This is a genomic window from Pseudooceanicola sp. HF7 (genome assembly GCF_011806405.1).
Taxonomy (GTDB): domain Bacteria; phylum Pseudomonadota; class Alphaproteobacteria; order Rhodobacterales; family Rhodobacteraceae; genus Pseudooceanicola.
In genome coordinates, this window is the sequence record NZ_JAATOW010000003.1 from 242,294 (window position 1) to 256,520 (window position 14,227).

The 14,227-nt window shown below is 64.8% G+C and carries 18 protein-coding genes; 10 read left to right on the forward strand and 8 right to left on the reverse strand.

Annotated elements, in window-relative coordinates:
- Nucleotides 1-23 precede the first annotated feature (23 nt).
- Both HCZ97_RS02615 and soxR read right to left on the reverse strand, forming a co-directional pair.
- Nucleotides 24-1,670, reverse strand: coding sequence for an electron transfer flavoprotein-ubiquinone oxidoreductase (locus HCZ97_RS02615; protein ID WP_167687108.1), 1,647 nt, complete (start codon nucleotides 1,668-1,670; stop codon nucleotides 24-26).
- An 85-nt stretch (nucleotides 1,671-1,755) separates the two neighbouring features.
- The gene (soxR, locus tag HCZ97_RS02620; RefSeq protein WP_167687109.1) at nucleotides 1,756-2,253 is read right to left on the reverse strand and encodes a redox-sensitive transcriptional activator SoxR; all 498 of its coding nucleotides are present in this window, start codon (nucleotides 2,251-2,253) and stop codon (nucleotides 1,756-1,758) included.
- Between the two features lie 101 nt (nucleotides 2,254-2,354).
- On the opposite strand from soxR, the gene HCZ97_RS02625 reads away from it, so the two are divergent.
- From HCZ97_RS02625 to HCZ97_RS02635, 3 genes are all read left to right on the forward strand, one after another.
- Nucleotides 2,355-2,747, forward strand: a complete 393-nt coding sequence (locus tag HCZ97_RS02625) for a VOC family protein (RefSeq protein ID WP_167687110.1) — start codon at nucleotides 2,355-2,357, stop codon at nucleotides 2,745-2,747.
- Between the two features lie 117 nt (nucleotides 2,748-2,864).
- Entirely contained in the window at nucleotides 2,865-3,335 is a 471-nt protein-coding gene (greA, locus tag HCZ97_RS02630; protein WP_167687111.1) for a transcription elongation factor GreA, read from the forward strand.
- 111 nt (nucleotides 3,336-3,446) lie between these two features.
- Nucleotides 3,447-4,310, forward strand: coding sequence for a hypothetical protein (locus tag HCZ97_RS02635; RefSeq protein WP_167687112.1), 864 nt, complete (start codon nucleotides 3,447-3,449; stop codon nucleotides 4,308-4,310).
- 9 nt (nucleotides 4,311-4,319) lie between these two features.
- Here the strand turns inward: HCZ97_RS02635 and HCZ97_RS02640 are convergent, their stop codons facing one another.
- Entirely contained in the window at nucleotides 4,320-5,315 is a 996-nt protein-coding gene (locus HCZ97_RS02640) for a polyprenyl synthetase family protein (RefSeq protein ID WP_254871299.1), read from the reverse strand.
- A gap of 59 nt (nucleotides 5,316-5,374) precedes the next feature.
- Here HCZ97_RS02640 and HCZ97_RS02645 point away from each other — a divergent pair, with 59 nt between their 5' ends.
- The 3 genes from HCZ97_RS02645 to HCZ97_RS02655 all read left to right on the forward strand — a co-directional run bounded on the left by HCZ97_RS02645 (nucleotide 5,375) and on the right by HCZ97_RS02655 (nucleotide 6,685).
- Nucleotides 5,375-5,596 (forward strand): DUF2007 domain-containing protein, encoded by a 222-nt coding sequence (locus HCZ97_RS02645; protein ID WP_167687113.1) that lies wholly within the window; start codon nucleotides 5,375-5,377, stop codon nucleotides 5,594-5,596.
- Nucleotides 5,593-6,357, forward strand: a complete 765-nt coding sequence (locus tag HCZ97_RS02650; RefSeq protein WP_167687114.1) for a methyltransferase — start codon at nucleotides 5,593-5,595, stop codon at nucleotides 6,355-6,357. The genes HCZ97_RS02645 and HCZ97_RS02650 overlap by 4 nt, the downstream gene beginning before the upstream one ends.
- Nucleotides 6,358-6,514: 157 nt before the next feature.
- Nucleotides 6,515-6,685 carry a YdcH family protein gene (locus tag HCZ97_RS02655; RefSeq protein ID WP_167687115.1) on the forward strand — a complete coding sequence of 57 codons (171 nt, stop codon included), beginning with the start codon at nucleotides 6,515-6,517 and terminating at the stop codon, nucleotides 6,683-6,685.
- Between the two features lie 78 nt (nucleotides 6,686-6,763).
- On the opposite strand, the gene HCZ97_RS02660 is transcribed toward HCZ97_RS02655, so the two are convergent.
- The 4 genes from HCZ97_RS02660 to HCZ97_RS02675 all read right to left on the reverse strand — a co-directional run bounded on the left by HCZ97_RS02660 (nucleotide 6,764) and on the right by HCZ97_RS02675 (nucleotide 10,768).
- Nucleotides 6,764-7,639 carry a DMT family transporter gene (locus HCZ97_RS02660; RefSeq protein ID WP_167687116.1) on the reverse strand — a complete coding sequence of 292 codons (876 nt, stop codon included), beginning with the start codon at nucleotides 7,637-7,639 and terminating at the stop codon, nucleotides 6,764-6,766.
- 130 nt (nucleotides 7,640-7,769) lie between these two features.
- The gene (gene phbB, locus HCZ97_RS02665; RefSeq protein WP_167687117.1) at nucleotides 7,770-8,492 is read right to left on the reverse strand and encodes an acetoacetyl-CoA reductase; all 723 of its coding nucleotides are present in this window, start codon (nucleotides 8,490-8,492) and stop codon (nucleotides 7,770-7,772) included.
- A gap of 136 nt (nucleotides 8,493-8,628) precedes the next feature.
- Entirely contained in the window at nucleotides 8,629-9,804 is a 1,176-nt protein-coding gene (locus tag HCZ97_RS02670) for an acetyl-CoA C-acetyltransferase (RefSeq protein WP_167687118.1), read from the reverse strand.
- 142 nt (nucleotides 9,805-9,946) lie between these two features.
- A complete protein-coding gene (locus HCZ97_RS02675) occupies nucleotides 9,947-10,768 on the reverse strand; it encodes an EAL domain-containing protein (protein WP_167687119.1) in 822 nt (273 codons plus the stop codon).
- A gap of 61 nt (nucleotides 10,769-10,829) precedes the next feature.
- Here HCZ97_RS02675 and HCZ97_RS02680 point away from each other — a divergent pair, with 61 nt between their 5' ends.
- On the forward strand, nucleotides 10,830-11,414 hold the full coding sequence (locus HCZ97_RS02680; protein WP_167687120.1) for a DNA-3-methyladenine glycosylase I: 585 nt from the start codon (nucleotides 10,830-10,832) through the stop codon (nucleotides 11,412-11,414).
- Between the two features lie 302 nt (nucleotides 11,415-11,716).
- On the opposite strand, the gene HCZ97_RS02685 is transcribed toward HCZ97_RS02680, so the two are convergent.
- Nucleotides 11,717-12,298, reverse strand: coding sequence for a TlpA disulfide reductase family protein (locus HCZ97_RS02685; protein ID WP_167687121.1), 582 nt, complete (start codon nucleotides 12,296-12,298; stop codon nucleotides 11,717-11,719).
- Between the two features lie 32 nt (nucleotides 12,299-12,330).
- On the opposite strand from HCZ97_RS02685, the gene argH reads away from it, so the two are divergent.
- From argH to HCZ97_RS02700, 3 genes are read left to right on the forward strand one after another with little or no spacing between them, the layout of a single operon-like run.
- The gene (gene argH / locus HCZ97_RS02690) at nucleotides 12,331-13,722 is read left to right on the forward strand and encodes an argininosuccinate lyase (RefSeq protein WP_167687122.1); all 1,392 of its coding nucleotides are present in this window, start codon (nucleotides 12,331-12,333) and stop codon (nucleotides 13,720-13,722) included.
- Entirely contained in the window at nucleotides 13,701-13,892 is a 192-nt protein-coding gene (locus HCZ97_RS02695) for an argininosuccinate lyase (protein ID WP_167687123.1), read from the forward strand. The genes argH and HCZ97_RS02695 overlap by 22 nt, the downstream gene beginning before the upstream one ends.
- On the forward strand, nucleotides 13,892-14,221 hold the full coding sequence (locus HCZ97_RS02700; protein WP_175581614.1) for a DUF2834 domain-containing protein: 330 nt from the start codon (nucleotides 13,892-13,894) through the stop codon (nucleotides 14,219-14,221). The genes HCZ97_RS02695 and HCZ97_RS02700 overlap by 1 nt, the downstream gene beginning before the upstream one ends.
- Nucleotides 14,222-14,227 lie beyond the last annotated feature (6 nt).

The window sequence follows — 14,227 nt, forward strand, 5'->3', positions numbered from 1 at the left end:
CTCGGAATATCACCGAGAAGTGTTTACATATTGGGATAGTTCGGGCCATCGCCCCCCTGCGGGGTCGTCCAGGTGATGTTCTGGGCCGGATCCTTGATGTCGCAGGTCTTGCAGTGCACGCAGTTCTGGAAGTTGATCTGGAACTTCGTATCCACACCTTCCCCTACGAACTCGTAAACGCCGGCCGGGCAGTAACGGGCCGAGGGCCCGGCGTATTCGCGCAGGTCCACCTCTACCGGCACGTCCGGGTCTTTCAGCTTGAGGTGGCAGGGCTGGCTTTCCTCGTGATTGGTCATCGCGAAGGAGACGTTCGTCAGCCGGTCGAAGCTGAGCTTGCCATCGGGCTTGGGGTAGTCGATGGGCGTGTGCTTGTGTGCGGGCTCCGTGGCCTCGGCATCATTCTTGCCGTGCTTGAGCGTCCCCAGCAGCGAGAAGCCGAAGGTGTTGGTCCACATGTCCATCCCGCCAAGCGCCAGGGAGGCCGTGAGCCCGTACTTGGACCAGAGCGGCTTGACGTTGCGGACCTTCTTGAGGTCCTTGCCGATGGCGCCTCCGCGCACCTCTTCTTCATAGGCATGCAGCTCATCGCCCGACCGGCCCGCCTGCAGCGCGTCATAGGCCGCTTCCGCCGCCGCCTTGCCTGAGAGCATGGCGTTGTGGTTGCCCTTGATGCGCGGCACGTTGACCATGCCGACCGAGCAGCCCAGCAGCGCCACGCCCGGTGCCACCATCTGGGGCATGGATTGGTAGCCGCCCTCCGAAATGGCGCGCGCACCATAGGCCACGCGCTTGCCGCCTTCCAGAAGCTCCGCGACCATCGGGTGATGCTTGAAGCGCTGGAATTCCATGTAGGGGAAAAGGTGCGGGTTCTTGTAGTTCAGGTGCACCACGAAGCCCACGTAGACCTGGTTGTTGTCTAGGTGGTAGATGAAGCTGCCTCCGCCGGCGTTCCCGCCAAGAGGCCAGCCCATGGTGTGGGTCACGGTACCTTCGCGGTGCTTGGCCGGGTCGATTTCCCAGATTTCCTTCATGCCCAGGCCGTATTTTTGCGGCTGCTTGCCGTCAGACAGGCCGTAGCGCTCGATCACCTCCTTGGAGAGGCTTCCGCGCACGCCTTCGCCCAGGAAGACATACTTGCCGTGCAGCTCCATGCCGGGTTCGTAGCCGGGGCCGGGGGTGCCATCGGGGTTCTTGCCGAATTCGCCCGCGACCACGCCCTTGATCGCGCCCTTCTCGCCATAGACCAGCTCAGAGCAGGCCATGCCGGGGAAAACCTCGACGCCCAGTTCCTCGGCCTGTTCGGCCATCCAGCGGCAGACATTGCCCATGGAGACGATGTAGTTGCCGTGGTTGTTCATCAGCGGCGGCATCGGGAAGTTGGGAATCCGCACTTCGCCGGCTTCGCCGAGGATATAGAAGTTGTCATGCTTGACCGGCACGTTGAGCGGCGCGCCCTTTTCCTTCCAGTCGGGGATCAGCGCATCCAGGCCGGACGGGTCCAGAACCGCGCCCGACAGGATATGCGCGCCCACTTCGGAGCCCTTCTCCAGCACGACCACTTCGAGGTCGGGATCAAGCTGCTTGAGGCGGATCGCCGCAGAAAGACCGGCCGGCCCGGCCCCTACGATGACCACATCGTATTCCATGGTTTCGCGTTGGATGTCGGACATTCTGGCTTCTCCGCTGGGGGTGACGGGTAATATTCTTGCGTTCGGATACCGTTCTACTGGTCCTTGGGTCAATTGCAACGGAACGTCAGCGCCCTTTTGTGCTGCTGGCGCGACCGGATGTCTCAGGGGCAGTCAGATCGGCAGATGAATTGCCCAGCAAGTAGCGCGGTCCGGGCCCAAGTCCCGCCGCGCGGTCCTGCGGATTGTACAAGGCGCAGCGCTCAAGAGACAGGCATCCGCAGCCGATGCAGCCGTCCAGGTCATCGCGCAGTTTCTCCAGCTGGGCGATCCGGCGGTTGAGATCCGTGCGGTAGTTCTCTGCCATCTGGCGCCAGTCGGCGGCACTGGGGGTGCGGCTGCGGGGCAGGGCGGCCAGCTGGGCGCGGATCTCGGCGATGGAGGCGCCGAGCTGCTGGGCGATCATCACGAAGGACAGCCGCCGGATATCGGCCCGTTCAAAGCGCCGCTGGCCGGCATCGTTGCGCGTTGGCGCAACCAGCCCCTCTTCCTCGTAGTAGCGGATGGCAGAGACGGCCAGGCCCGTGCGCTCTGCCACCTGTCCGATCGTCAGGCCCCGGGCCATGTGACTGTTTCCCATGTGACTGCATTTCCCGAAAATTCCCGCTTGCCCTCAAGTTTACTTGAGGCGGTAGCCTTGGTCCATCACAGGAAAGGAATCACCAGATGATCAAGTTGGAACATGCCAATGTCACCGTCAGCGACCCCCATGCCACCGCCGGTTGGCTGGCCCGGGTCTTTGGCTGGAAAACCCGCTGGGAGGGGCCTGCCAAGATGGGCGGCTATTCGGTTCACGTCGGCACGGAGGAGCAATACATCGCGCTGTTCAACCCCGGTGATGCGGAACCGGCAGAAAGCGATCGCTACCGCCGGGTCGGCTGGCTCAACCACCTGGCGGTCTTCACGGACGAGGATATCGATGCCGTGGAAAGCCGCGTGAAGGACGCCGGTTTCAGCCCCATCAATCACGGCGATTACGCGCCGGGGCGGCGTTTCTACTTCTTGGATGGCGACGGTATCGAATGGGAAGTCGCGTCGCATCAAGGCGTTGCGGCCTGATCCGCAAATCGCTTGCAATCGGGTCCCGGTTTGGGTCAGGTAGCTGGAACCGAAGAAGGATCGAGAGGGGCCAAGTGGCCCCTTTCTGCATGTCTGCATGCCGAGGAGGGCTGTGCGATGGAAAAGATACCGATGACCCGCACCGGCGCCACGAAACTGGAAGCCGAGCTGAAACAGCTCAAGTCCGTCGAGCGTCCGGCAATCATCAAGGCAATTGCCGAGGCCCGCGAACATGGGGACCTGTCGGAAAACGCCGAATATCACTCCGCCCGTGAGAAGCAGAGCTTCATCGAGGGCCGGATCAAGGAGCTGGAAGGTGTTCTGGGCCTTGCCGATGTGATCGACCCGAAGAACCTTTCCGGCCCGATCAAGTTCGGCGCCACGGTGACCCTTGTCGACGAGGACACCGAGGAAGAGAAAACCTGGCAGATCGTCGGTGAGCACGAGGCCCGGATCGAGGCCGGCCTGCTCAACATCAAGTCCCCGATTGCCCGTGCCCTGATCGGCAAGGAAGAGGGGGACTCGGTGGAAGTCCGCACACCGGGTGGCGAACGCTCTTACGAAGTCGTCAAAATCGTCTACCAATAGGGGGCGGCTACCGGCGCCTTCCTGCCTGCGCCGCTTGCGGTTGCGGGCCGGAGGCGTATTGCCTGCCGTCCACGACCAAGACGATTCGAGACGAAAGGACGGCCGACCGTGATGGAGATGATCGTTCCCGCCATTGCCGGAGTGCTGGTGATCCTGCTTGTGGTCCTGGCCTTTCTGGCCAGCCGCATCGTGGGCGACCTGCGCCAGGATATCGCCCAGCTGCGGCTGACCATCGACACGATGCGCAAGGCGCAGGTGACGCCGGCCCAGGGCAGCAGTGATTCCCTGTCAGGCGCCGTCCTGCGCAAGCTGGACGAGCTGGCAGAGACCCAGCGGCGCAGCGAAGTGGCGCTGATGACGCTGACGGCGATCCGTGAACGCAGCGTGATGCGCGACGAGCCGGAGGCCGAAGGCGAAGCGCCCGAGCCCCGCGCAGAGGCCCCGCAGATGGATCTGCCACTGGTCGATTCGAACGCGCCGCCCACCCGGGGCGATTTCGTACGCGCGCTGAACTTCCCGGAGACGGCAGAGGATCGCGAAGGCTTTGCTGCCCTGCGCAAGATGCTGAAGGAGCCCGATATCGCCCTGCTGATCCAGGCCGCGCAGGATATCCTGACGCTGCTCAGCCAGGACGGCATCTACACCGATGACCTGCCGCCCAGCCCGACGCCGACCGCGGCCTGGCAGTCCTATGCACAAGGGGTGCGGGGGGCTTCGGTGGGTGCGCTTGCGGGCATTGCCTCGGACGAGGCAGAGAGCAAGATCGCCGAGCGCCTGAAGGCCGATCCGGTCTTCCGCGATACCGCGCATCACTTCCAGCGCCGTTTCGACAAGATGTTGCCCGAGTTTGCCGAGGGCGCGACCGACAGCGATTTTGCCGCGCTGGCACAGACCCGCACGGCGCGGGCCTTCATGATGATCGGCAAGGTGATCGGCAGCTTTGGCACATCGCCCGGCGACAGGCGCCAGGCGTAGGGCTGACCCTTAGTTCAGCCGCGACACCACGTAGCTGGCCAGGTCGGCCAGCACGTTGCGCAGATCGCTTTCCGGAAGCACCTCGAGAGAGGCGCGCGCCTTGTCCGCCCAGGCGTAGGCGCTGTCGCGGGTGCTTTCCAGCGCGGCGTGCTTTGCCAGGAGGGAGAGCGCGGTTTCCAGATCGCCGTCCTCCTGCTTGCCGCGCCCGATGGTGCGGTGCCAGAAGGCGCGTTCGTCCTCATCGGCGCCGGCAATCGCGCGGATCACCGGCAGGGTAAGCTTGCGCTCGCGGAAGTCATCTCCCACGTTCTTGCCGGTCTGGCCGCTGTCGCCCTGGTAATCGAGCAGGTCGTCCGCCATCTGGAAGGCGATGCCAAGCGCGTCGCCGTAATCCCGGAGCGCTTTCACCTGGTCTTCCGGCGCATCCGACAGCACCGCCCCGGCTTCGGTCGCGGCCGAGAAGAGCGCGGCGGTCTTGCCGCGGATCACCTTCAGGTAGGTCTCTTCGCTGGTGGCGATGTTGCGCGCGACGGAAAGCTGCAGCACCTCGCCTTCCGCGATGGTGGCAGAGGCGCTGGCAAGGATCTTGAGGACCCGCAGGTTACCCGGCTCCACCATCAGTTCAAACGCGCGCGCGAACAGGTAGTCGCCCACCAGGACCGAAGATTGATTGTCCCACAGCAGGTTGGCGGTGGGGCGGCCCCGGCGCTGTTCGCTTTCGTCGACCACGTCATCATGCAGCAGGGTCGCGGTGTGGATGAATTCCACGGTCGCGGCCAGGTGCACATGGTAGCCGCCCGTGTACCCACAGAGCCTGGCCGCGGCGAGGGTCAGCATCGGGCGCAGGCGCTTGCCGCCGGCCTCGATCAGGTGGGCCGTGACCTCTGGTATGCGGGGGGCGTGTTCGGAGACCATCTTCTCCCGGATGAGGCTGTTGACCTCCTCCAGTTCGCCCCGAAGGGCTCCGGCTAGCGCGTCATGGGGTTTGGTGGCGAATTGATCCAAACCGGGTCTCCCGTATACGGCCTCGACAAATCGGGCGGGCTGCACATATTTGAGTGATGATGAGACAGCTGCTGCGCACCAATGATCCCACCCGCCTCGCCTTTGCTCAGGCTTTGCTTCAGGGCGAGGATATAGACTGCTTTGAAATGGACGTAAATATGAGCGTGCTCGAAGGGTCCATAGGCATTCTGCCGCGCCGCCTGATGGTGCTGGAAGCGGATTACGACCGCGCGCGCGTGGTGCTTGCAGACAACGGCTTTGAAGAGCCGGGGGATCTGTGAGCTGGAGCGACGAGGCACTGAGCCTGGACAGTTTCCTGGGCGGCCAGCTGCGACTTTATCAACCCAGAAAGGGCTATCGCGCGGGTGTCGACCCGGTGCTGCTGGCCGCGGCGGTGGTTGCGCGGGCCGGGCAGAGCCTGCTGGACCTTGGTTGCGGCGCGGGCACGGCGGCGCTTTGCGCGGGGCGGCGGGTGCCGGGGCTGCGGCTGGCCGGGCTGGAGCGTCAGGGGCCCTATGCGGCGCTGGCGCGGCGCAACGCGGCTGAAAACGGGCTGGAGATGGCGGTGCACGAGGGCGACCTGAACCATGTGCCCGCCGAATTGCGCCAACAGCGTTTTGACCATGTCATCGCCAACCCGCCCTACTTTCGCCGCGACGCCTCTACCCGGGCTGCCGCGCAGGACCGGGAAGGCGCGATGGGCGAGCAGACTCCGCTGGACCAATGGGTCGATACCGCCGCGCGGCGCTGCCTGCCGGGGGGCTATGTGACCTTCATCCACCGGGCAGAGCGCCTGCCGGAGCTGATGGGCGCCTTCTCTGCGCGGCTGGGCTCGCTTGAGCTGAAGCCGCTGTTGCCACGGCGCGGGCGCGAGGCGCAGCTGGTGCTGCTAAGGGGGCGCAAGGAGGGGCGGGCGGCCTTCCGGATGCATGCCGGCCTGGTGCTGCATGACGCGCCTCGTCACAGCACCGACAGGGAGGACTATACGCCCAAGGCGAGTCGCATCCTGAGGCACGGAGATCCGCTGGTTTTCACCGATTGAGACGGCGGGATTTCGCGCGCCGTTAACCTTACGGAAGGACTTCCAGCCTTTTTTTCACTTTTCGTTAACAGCTTAGAGAGAGGCTCCATCTGCATCGTGACAGGATTGTAAAAATGTGCTGCACTGAAGGCACCCTAACTGTTGAGAGGAGACGATCATGAGCTTGAGTTCCCACCTGGAAGAACTGAAGAAAAAGCACGCATCTCTCTCGGCCGCCGTGGATCGGGCACAGCGGTCGCCAGGCATGTCTGACCTGGAAATCACAGCCATGAAGAAACGCAAGCTAATGCTCAAGGAAGAGATCAACCGTCTGGCCGAAGTGCACTGACGGAGAGTTTGCCCGCAGAATGCCAATCGTCCGTTAACCAGCCGTCACGCGCTTTTGGGAACAGGGCGCAGGTGAGGTTCAGGACGACACATCACCACGAAAAGAGGCGCGCGCGGCAAGCCCCGCGCCGCCTGTAATCAGAAGCGCCGCAAGGGCGATTTTCCAGGTCGGCTCTGCAATGCCGGCCAGGACCAGCGCCAGTGTGGACAGAAGCGGGGCGGCGTAGGATCCCACGCCTAGCAGCTGGATGTCGCCCCGTTTGACCCCCACATCCCAGGTGTAGAAGGCCAGGCCCACGGGCCCCAGGCCAAGCGCCAGGATGGACAGCCAGCCGAGCGGTTCCGCCGGCCAGGCCGTGGTTTCCAGCCCCAGGTGGAGCAGGAAAGAGATCAGGGACGTCGCCAGGCAGAAGACAGTGACCGCCGCCGTGGGCACGGAGGCGAAGCGGCGCGACAGGACCGAGTAGCCGGACCAGAACAGCGCACAGGTCAGCGCCAGCAGGTAGCCGTCCAAATAGGCCGGGTCATAGCCGCTGCGCCCGCCCAGGATGATCAGCGCCGCGCCGGCAAAGCCCAGCACCGCGCCCATCAGATGGGCCGGCCGCAGGCGTTCCCCCGGTAGCAGGCCGGAAAAGATCACGATCAGCAACGGCCAGAGATAGGCGATCAGCCCGGCTTCTGCGGCGGGGGCGCGGCGCAGCGCTGCGAAGTAGAGCGCGTGATAGCCGCAAAGTCCCACGACACCCAGCACCCAAGCGGGCAGGGGGATGCCCCGCAGCGCGCGGAACTGGCCGGTTGCGCCGGTCCAGATCAGCCCGATCGTACCGCCGATGGCAAAGCAGAGCGCATTGAGCTGAAGCGGTGGCACCGGAGAGGTGCCGACCGTGAAGAGCGCCAGCAGCGCCCAAAGAAGGATCGCGGTGAAGCCGATGGTCGTGGATTGGGCGCGTGTCATGGTGGTCTGATGCGTCAGGCGTGCCTTGGGGTCAACGCGAAAGGGCCGCGGGGGGTACCGCGGCCCTTGTCCGGGGCGCAGGTGGCGCGTGAAACACGCTCTGCCGCCCCTTGTCGTATCGAAGGATGGCTCAGACGAAGAACTGGCCGCCGTTCGCCGTGATGGTGGAGCCGTTGATGAAACCCGCGTCATCAGAGGCCAGGAAGGCCACGCAGCGCGCGATCTCTTCCGGTTCGCCAAGGCGCCCGGTCGGGATCTGGCCGATGATGGCTTCGCGCACCTTCTCGGGTACGGCCATGACCATTTCAGTCGCGATATAGCCCGGGCAGATCGCATTGGCGGTGATGCCGTAGCGCGCGCCCTCCTGGGCCAGCGACTTCACGATTCCCAGGTCGCCCGCCTTGGTGGCGGCATAATTGACCTGGCCGAACTGGCCCTTCTGCCCGTTGATCGAAGAGATCACGATGCAGCGCCCGAACTTGCGCTCGCGCATGCCCGGCCAGACCGGGTGGAAGGTGTTGAAGACACCGGTCAGGTTGGTGTCGATCACCTCTGACCATTGTTCCGGGGACATCTTGTGGAAGGGCGCGTCACGGGTGATGCCCGCATTGGCCACGACCACGTCGAGCGGGCCGATATCGCCTTCGACCTTCTCGATGCCGGCCTTGGACTCCGCGTAATCCGCGACGTTCCACTTGTAGGTCTTGATCCCGGTTTCCTCGGTGAATTTCGCCGCGGCGTCGTCGTTGCCGGCATAGGTGGCCGCGACCGTGTAGCCTTCGGCTTTAAGGGCTTTGGAAATAGCCGCGCCGATCCCGCGAGACCCCCCGGTCACGAGAGCTGTACGTGCCATGTTTACCTCCTGCTTGGTATTTTATCTTCAAGAAATAGTGTTACCCATGGCGGTGGCTTTGCGCAACATTGTTTCTTAACGAAGTTTACGCCCCGCCCGGCAATTAAAAAAGGCGCCCCGGAGGGCGCCTTTCAGATCACGGCCGTTCGAGGCACATGGCAACTCCCATGCCGCCGCCGATGCAAAGGGTCGCCAGACCCTTCTTGGCGTCCCTGCGCTTCATCTCGAAGAGCAGGGTGTTGAGAATTCTGGCTCCCGAAGCGCCGATCGGGTGACCGATGGCGATGGCGCCGCCGTTCACGTTCACGATCTCAGGATCCCAGCCCATGTCCTTGTTCACGGCGCAGGCCTGTGCGGCGAAGGCTTCGTTGGCCTCGACCAGGTCAAGGTCGCCGGCCTTCCAGCCGGCCTTGTCCAGGGCCTTGGTGCTGGCGAAGATCGGGCCCGCGCCCATGATCGACGGGTCCAGCCCGGCGGTGGCGTAGGAGGCGATGCGCGCCAGCGGTTCCAGCCCGCGCTTCTCTGCCTCATCGGCGCTCATCAGCAGCACGCCGGCCGCGCCGTCATTGATGCCGGAGGCATTGCCCGCGGTGACGGAGCCATCCTTGGTGAACGCAGGGCGCAGTTTCTGCATCGCTTCGATGGTGGCGCCTTGACGGATGTATTCGTCGTGCTCGACCACGGTCTCACCCTTGCGTGTCTTAACCGTAAACGGAACGATCTCATCCGCGAACTTGCCGGCCTTCTGCGCGGCCTCTGCCTTGTTCTGGGAGGCGACGGCGAATTCATCCTGCTGCTCGCGGGAGATCTGCCACTTGTCGGCCACGTTCTCTGCGGTCTGGCCCATGTGGTAGCCGTTGAAGGCATCCCAGAGGCCGTCCTTGATCATCGTGTCGATGTATTTCAGGTCGCCCATCTTGTGGCCCTGGCGCAGGTTGGCGGCATGGGGGGACATGGACATGTTTTCCTGGCCGCCGGCGGCAATGATGGTCGCATCGCCCAGCATGATGTGCTGTGCGCCAAGCGCCACGGTGCGCAGGCCGGAGCCGCAGACCTGGTTGATGCTCCATGCGGCGGATTCCTGGGGGAAGCCGGCGTTGATATGGGCCTGTCGCGCAGGGTTCTGGCCCTGGGCGGCCGTCAGGACCTGACCAAGGATCGTTTCCGAGACATCCTTTGGGTCGACGCCGGCGCGTTTCACCAGTTCCGCCAGGACAGCGGCGCCAAGGTCATGCGCGGGAACGGATGCGAAAGAGCCAAGGAAGGATCCGACGGGGGTACGCGCCGCGGAAACGATAACGACATTGGTCATGGGGGTCCTCCAACCACTTCGGGCGCGCATCAATCGCGCCCCTCACCCAAGTGACTATAGGATTCCCTGCCTCGTCTCAACAATGGCCGGGGTTGAGGCCCCCCTGCGCCGCTTCGCCGCGCCCGTGGCGCCCCCTGTTGGCCTAACCTGCGGGCAACCAGCGCGGGTAAAGCGTTGGCGGGGCGATCAAATTGCCCTGCATGTAGTCGATCCCGGCTTCCAGCAGCCAGGCGCGGTCCTCGGAATTTTCGACCTGCGTTGCCACGGTCAGCATGTCGAAACGATGTGCAATCAACGCCAGGGCCTGGGCCAGGATGCGATTGTCCGGCTTGAGGTGGACATCCTGGATATAGGCGCCATGGATTTTCACGATATCGAAGAAGGAGTCCCGGAAGCTGCCCAGGTTGGCGTTGCCGGAGCCGAATTCATCCAGCGCGAAACAGACCCCTTGCTGCTGGCGGTCGCGCATGAAAGCCTGGATGAGCTCAGGCACATGCACGGCCGAGCTTTCGCTGACCTCCAGCACCAGGCGTTCGCCGATGTTGGGCACCCGCTTGAACCAGCTCATCAGGCAATCAATCCAGGGCCGGTAGCCGACGGAGCGGGCAGACATGCGGACGGCCAGGCGGATATCGCGTTGCTCTGCCAGGGTCTGCATCCCCAATTCCAGCGCGGCGCAGTCGATCCGGCGGGCGGTTTCCGTGCCCGCCGTCCAGGTCTTGTAGCGCGTCACGGGCAGGGCGATGCCGCGCGCGTCGTAAAGCCGAAGCTGGGACTGCCAGTAGGCGATCCGCTTCTGGTCGCGGCATTGCGCGACGGGCTGAAAGGCCAGGGCCGTGTTGCCTGCTTCAAGTGCGGTTTCGAAGAGGGCAGGCATGTCCTCTTCCCGCAATGTCATCGCCGAGCTGAGCGGATCTTCGTATCCGGGTTCGATATCCGCCCATTTGGCCTTGCTACCCACCATGGCATCGTGCCTCCTGAACGGAGTCGTCTTTAGGACAGCCATCTTAACAAGGGGATAAACCTTGCATTCGACCGAGCCGAGCCGCTGTCCCTGGGTGGGGCAGGAACCGATCTACCAGGCCTATCACGACCAGGAATGGGGCGTGCCGGAACGCGATGGCCGGGCCTTGTGGGAGAAGCTGGTGCTGGACGGCTTCCAGGCCGGGTTGAGCTGGATCACCATATTGAAAAAGCGGGAGAATTTCCGCGCGGCCTTCCAGGGGTTCGACCCCGAGGTGATCGCGCGCTGGGGAGAGGACGACGTGCAGCGCCTGCTGGGGGACGCGGGGATCATCCGCCATCGCGGTAAGATCGAGGCGACGATCGGCAATGCCCGTGCTTACCTTGAGATCGAGGCGGGCGAGGGGTTCGATCAATTCCTCTGGAAATACGTGGATGGCGTCGCCCTGCAGCCCCGCTTTGCCCGGCAGGAAGACGTGCCCCCCGCGACGGCGTTGTCGGAACGGGTCTCAAAGGACCTGCGCAAGGCGGGCTTCCGCTTTGTCGGCCCCACGATCGTCTATGCCTTCATGGAGGCCTGCGGTCTTGTGAACGATCACCTGACCGGCTGCCACTGCCATGAGCGCATCGCGGCGATGAAGGGCTGAGGGGCTCTTTCGACGCCTTAAGCGGATCTGACCGGGCCGTGCGCTGCCCTGAGTGCCGGGGACGCCCCGAATCAGGGGCAAATCCCTGGTTAACGGGGGAAAAAGAGGGCTTGGGCGACGTCTGTATTACGTCGGTATCGCGTCGGTATTACGTCGGTGTCCGTGTCGGTATCTGGCCGGGTTAACGGGGCGAACGCTCAAAGCCGGGCACCGCCGGGGGGGATCCCCCCGGCCACGGTCGCGGGGGGCTCGATGCCCCCGGCGGCCGTTTCCCCCGGTCTATCTGCGACAGGGATGCCGGATCAGTTGGTTGCGGCGAAGGCGTCCAGCACGGCGTGGGCTTCCGGGGCATCCCAGTCCGCGCCGCCAATCAGCCGGGCCACTTCGCGCCCCTCGGGGTCCAGGATCAGCGTCACGGGCATGGCCAGGACGGCCGCGCCGCGCCCCTGCGCGGCTTTCGGATCGCGCCACTGGGGCAGGCCATCCGCGCCGGTGCTTTCCAGGAACTGGGCCACGGCCTCTGGCGGGTTGGGACCGGATGCCAGGGTAACCACCGCGAAATCATCGCCCCCGCGCCGCTCCTGCAGCGCGGCCAGCGTGGGCATCTCTTCCTTGCAGGGGGCGCACCATGTCGCCCAGAAGTTCAGCACCAGCCATTTGCCCGCGTAATCGCCCAGGCTTCCGGTGCCCTCCGGCCCCTGCCAGGGCAGGTCCGTGGCCAGTTGCTTGGCCGGGCTGGTCAGGGTCAGCTTGCGCATTTCCCCGGTGATCAGGGCCGGGTCCAGCTCCTGCGCCACCGCCGGGAGCGGGGCAAAGATTGCACAGAGGCCGAGGCCCGTATAAACGAGCGCGGACCGTAGGCGCTTTTGCAGACTTACGAACATGATCCCCTCTTGATCCCGTGACAGGTGGCCCGATGACCGACAAAGACGCAAACCAGATGTGGGGCGGCCGTTTCGCCGAAGGCCCCGATGCGATCATGGAGGCGATCAATGCCTCGATCGGGTTCGACAAGCGCATGGCAGCCCAGGATATTGCCGGTTCGCGCGCCCATGCCGCCATGCTGGCAGCCCAGGGCATCATTTCCGATACAGATGCCCAGACCATCAGGGAAGGGCTTCTCACGATCTTGTCAGAGATCGAGGGCGGGCAGTTCGCCTTTTCCACCGCGCTTGAGGACATCCACATGAACGTGGAGGCCCGCCTGAAGGAGATCGTGGGAGAGCCCGCGGGCCGTCTGCACACCGGCCGGTCGCGCAATGACCAGGTGGCCACCGATTTCCGGCTCTGGGTGCGTGACCAGGCGGATGCGGCCATCGGCGGATTGGAAGCCCTGATGAAGGCGCTGCTGCTGCAGGCAGAGGCAGGGGCGGACTGGGTCATGCCCGGCTTCACCCATCTTCAGACCGCCCAGCCCGTCACCTGGGGCCATCACATGATGGCCTATGTCGAGATGTTCAGCCGCGACCTGTCCCGCTTCCGCGATGCCCGCGTGCGCATGAACGAAAGCCCGCTGGGCGCGGCCGCGCTGGCCGGCACCAGCTTCCCGTTGGATCGCCAGATGACGGCAGAGGCGCTTGGCTTTGACCGGCCCTGCGCCAACTCTCTGGATGCGGTCTCGGACCGCGATTTCGCGCTGGAGTTCCTGGCCGCCGCCAGCATCTGCGCCATGCACCTCAGCCGCTTTGCAGAGGAGCTGGTGATCTGGTCCTCTGCCCAGTTCCGCTTCGTGGTGCTGAGCGATCGCTTCTCCACCGGCTCTTCCATCATGCCGCAGAAGAAGAACCCCGATGCCGCAGAGCTGATCCGCGCCAAGATCGGCCGGATCTTCGGTGCCAATGTCGCGCTGATGACGGTGATGAAGGGGCTGCCGCTGGCCTATTCCAAGGACATGCAGGAAGACAAGGAACAGGTCTTCGATGCGGCCGACAACCTGATGCTGGCCCTGGCCGCCATGACCGGCATGGTGGGCGACATGTCCGCCAACAAGCCGGCACTGGAAGCTGCCGCCGGTGCGGGCTTCTCTACCGCGACGGACCTGGCCGACTGGCTGGTGCGCGTGCTGGGCATGCCCTTCCGCGACGCCCACCATGTCACCGGCTCGCTTGTTGCCAAGGCAGAGGCCAAGGGCTGCGACCTGCCAGAGCTGAGCCTGTCGGAGATGCAGGAGGTGGAGCCGCAGATCACCGAGGCGGTCTATGACGTCCTTGGGGTGCATAACTCCGTTGCCTCGCGTATGTCTTACGGGGGCACGGCACCGGAACGCGTGCGGGAGCAGGTGGCAGCATGGACGCAAAAACTCGGCTGATGCTGGCGGGGGCGCTGGTTGCGCTGCTGTCGGCCTGCGGGATCGACGGCGCGCCCGCCGCGCCGGAGCCGAACGAATGGCCCCAGCCGGGGGCGGGGCTGGATGTCAGCCCGGTGACCGGCGTCGGCATCGGCTCGTCCGACAATGACCTTTACGGGCTGTCGATCTGATGCGGCCCGGCGGGATTTCGGCCCTGCGGTGGGCCTACCTGGCGCTGGCGGCCTGGGGGCTGGTGCAGCCCCTGGGCTTTTTCCTGACCTGGATGGCGCAGAACAGCTTTTCGCTGGTCGCGCTGCTGGGAGCCTGGCGCGCGAACCTGGCCGTGGCCGGCATGTTCTGGGAGCTCATGGCCGCATCGGTGGCGCTGACCCTCTGGGCGCTGGCGGAAACCCGGGTGCGCGGCAACTGGTCCGCGCTCTGGGCCGTGGCGGCGACCTGGGCCCTTGGGCTGGGCGTCGGCCTGCCGCTTTATCTTTTCCTTCGCACCCGCCCCGTGTAGGCGGGG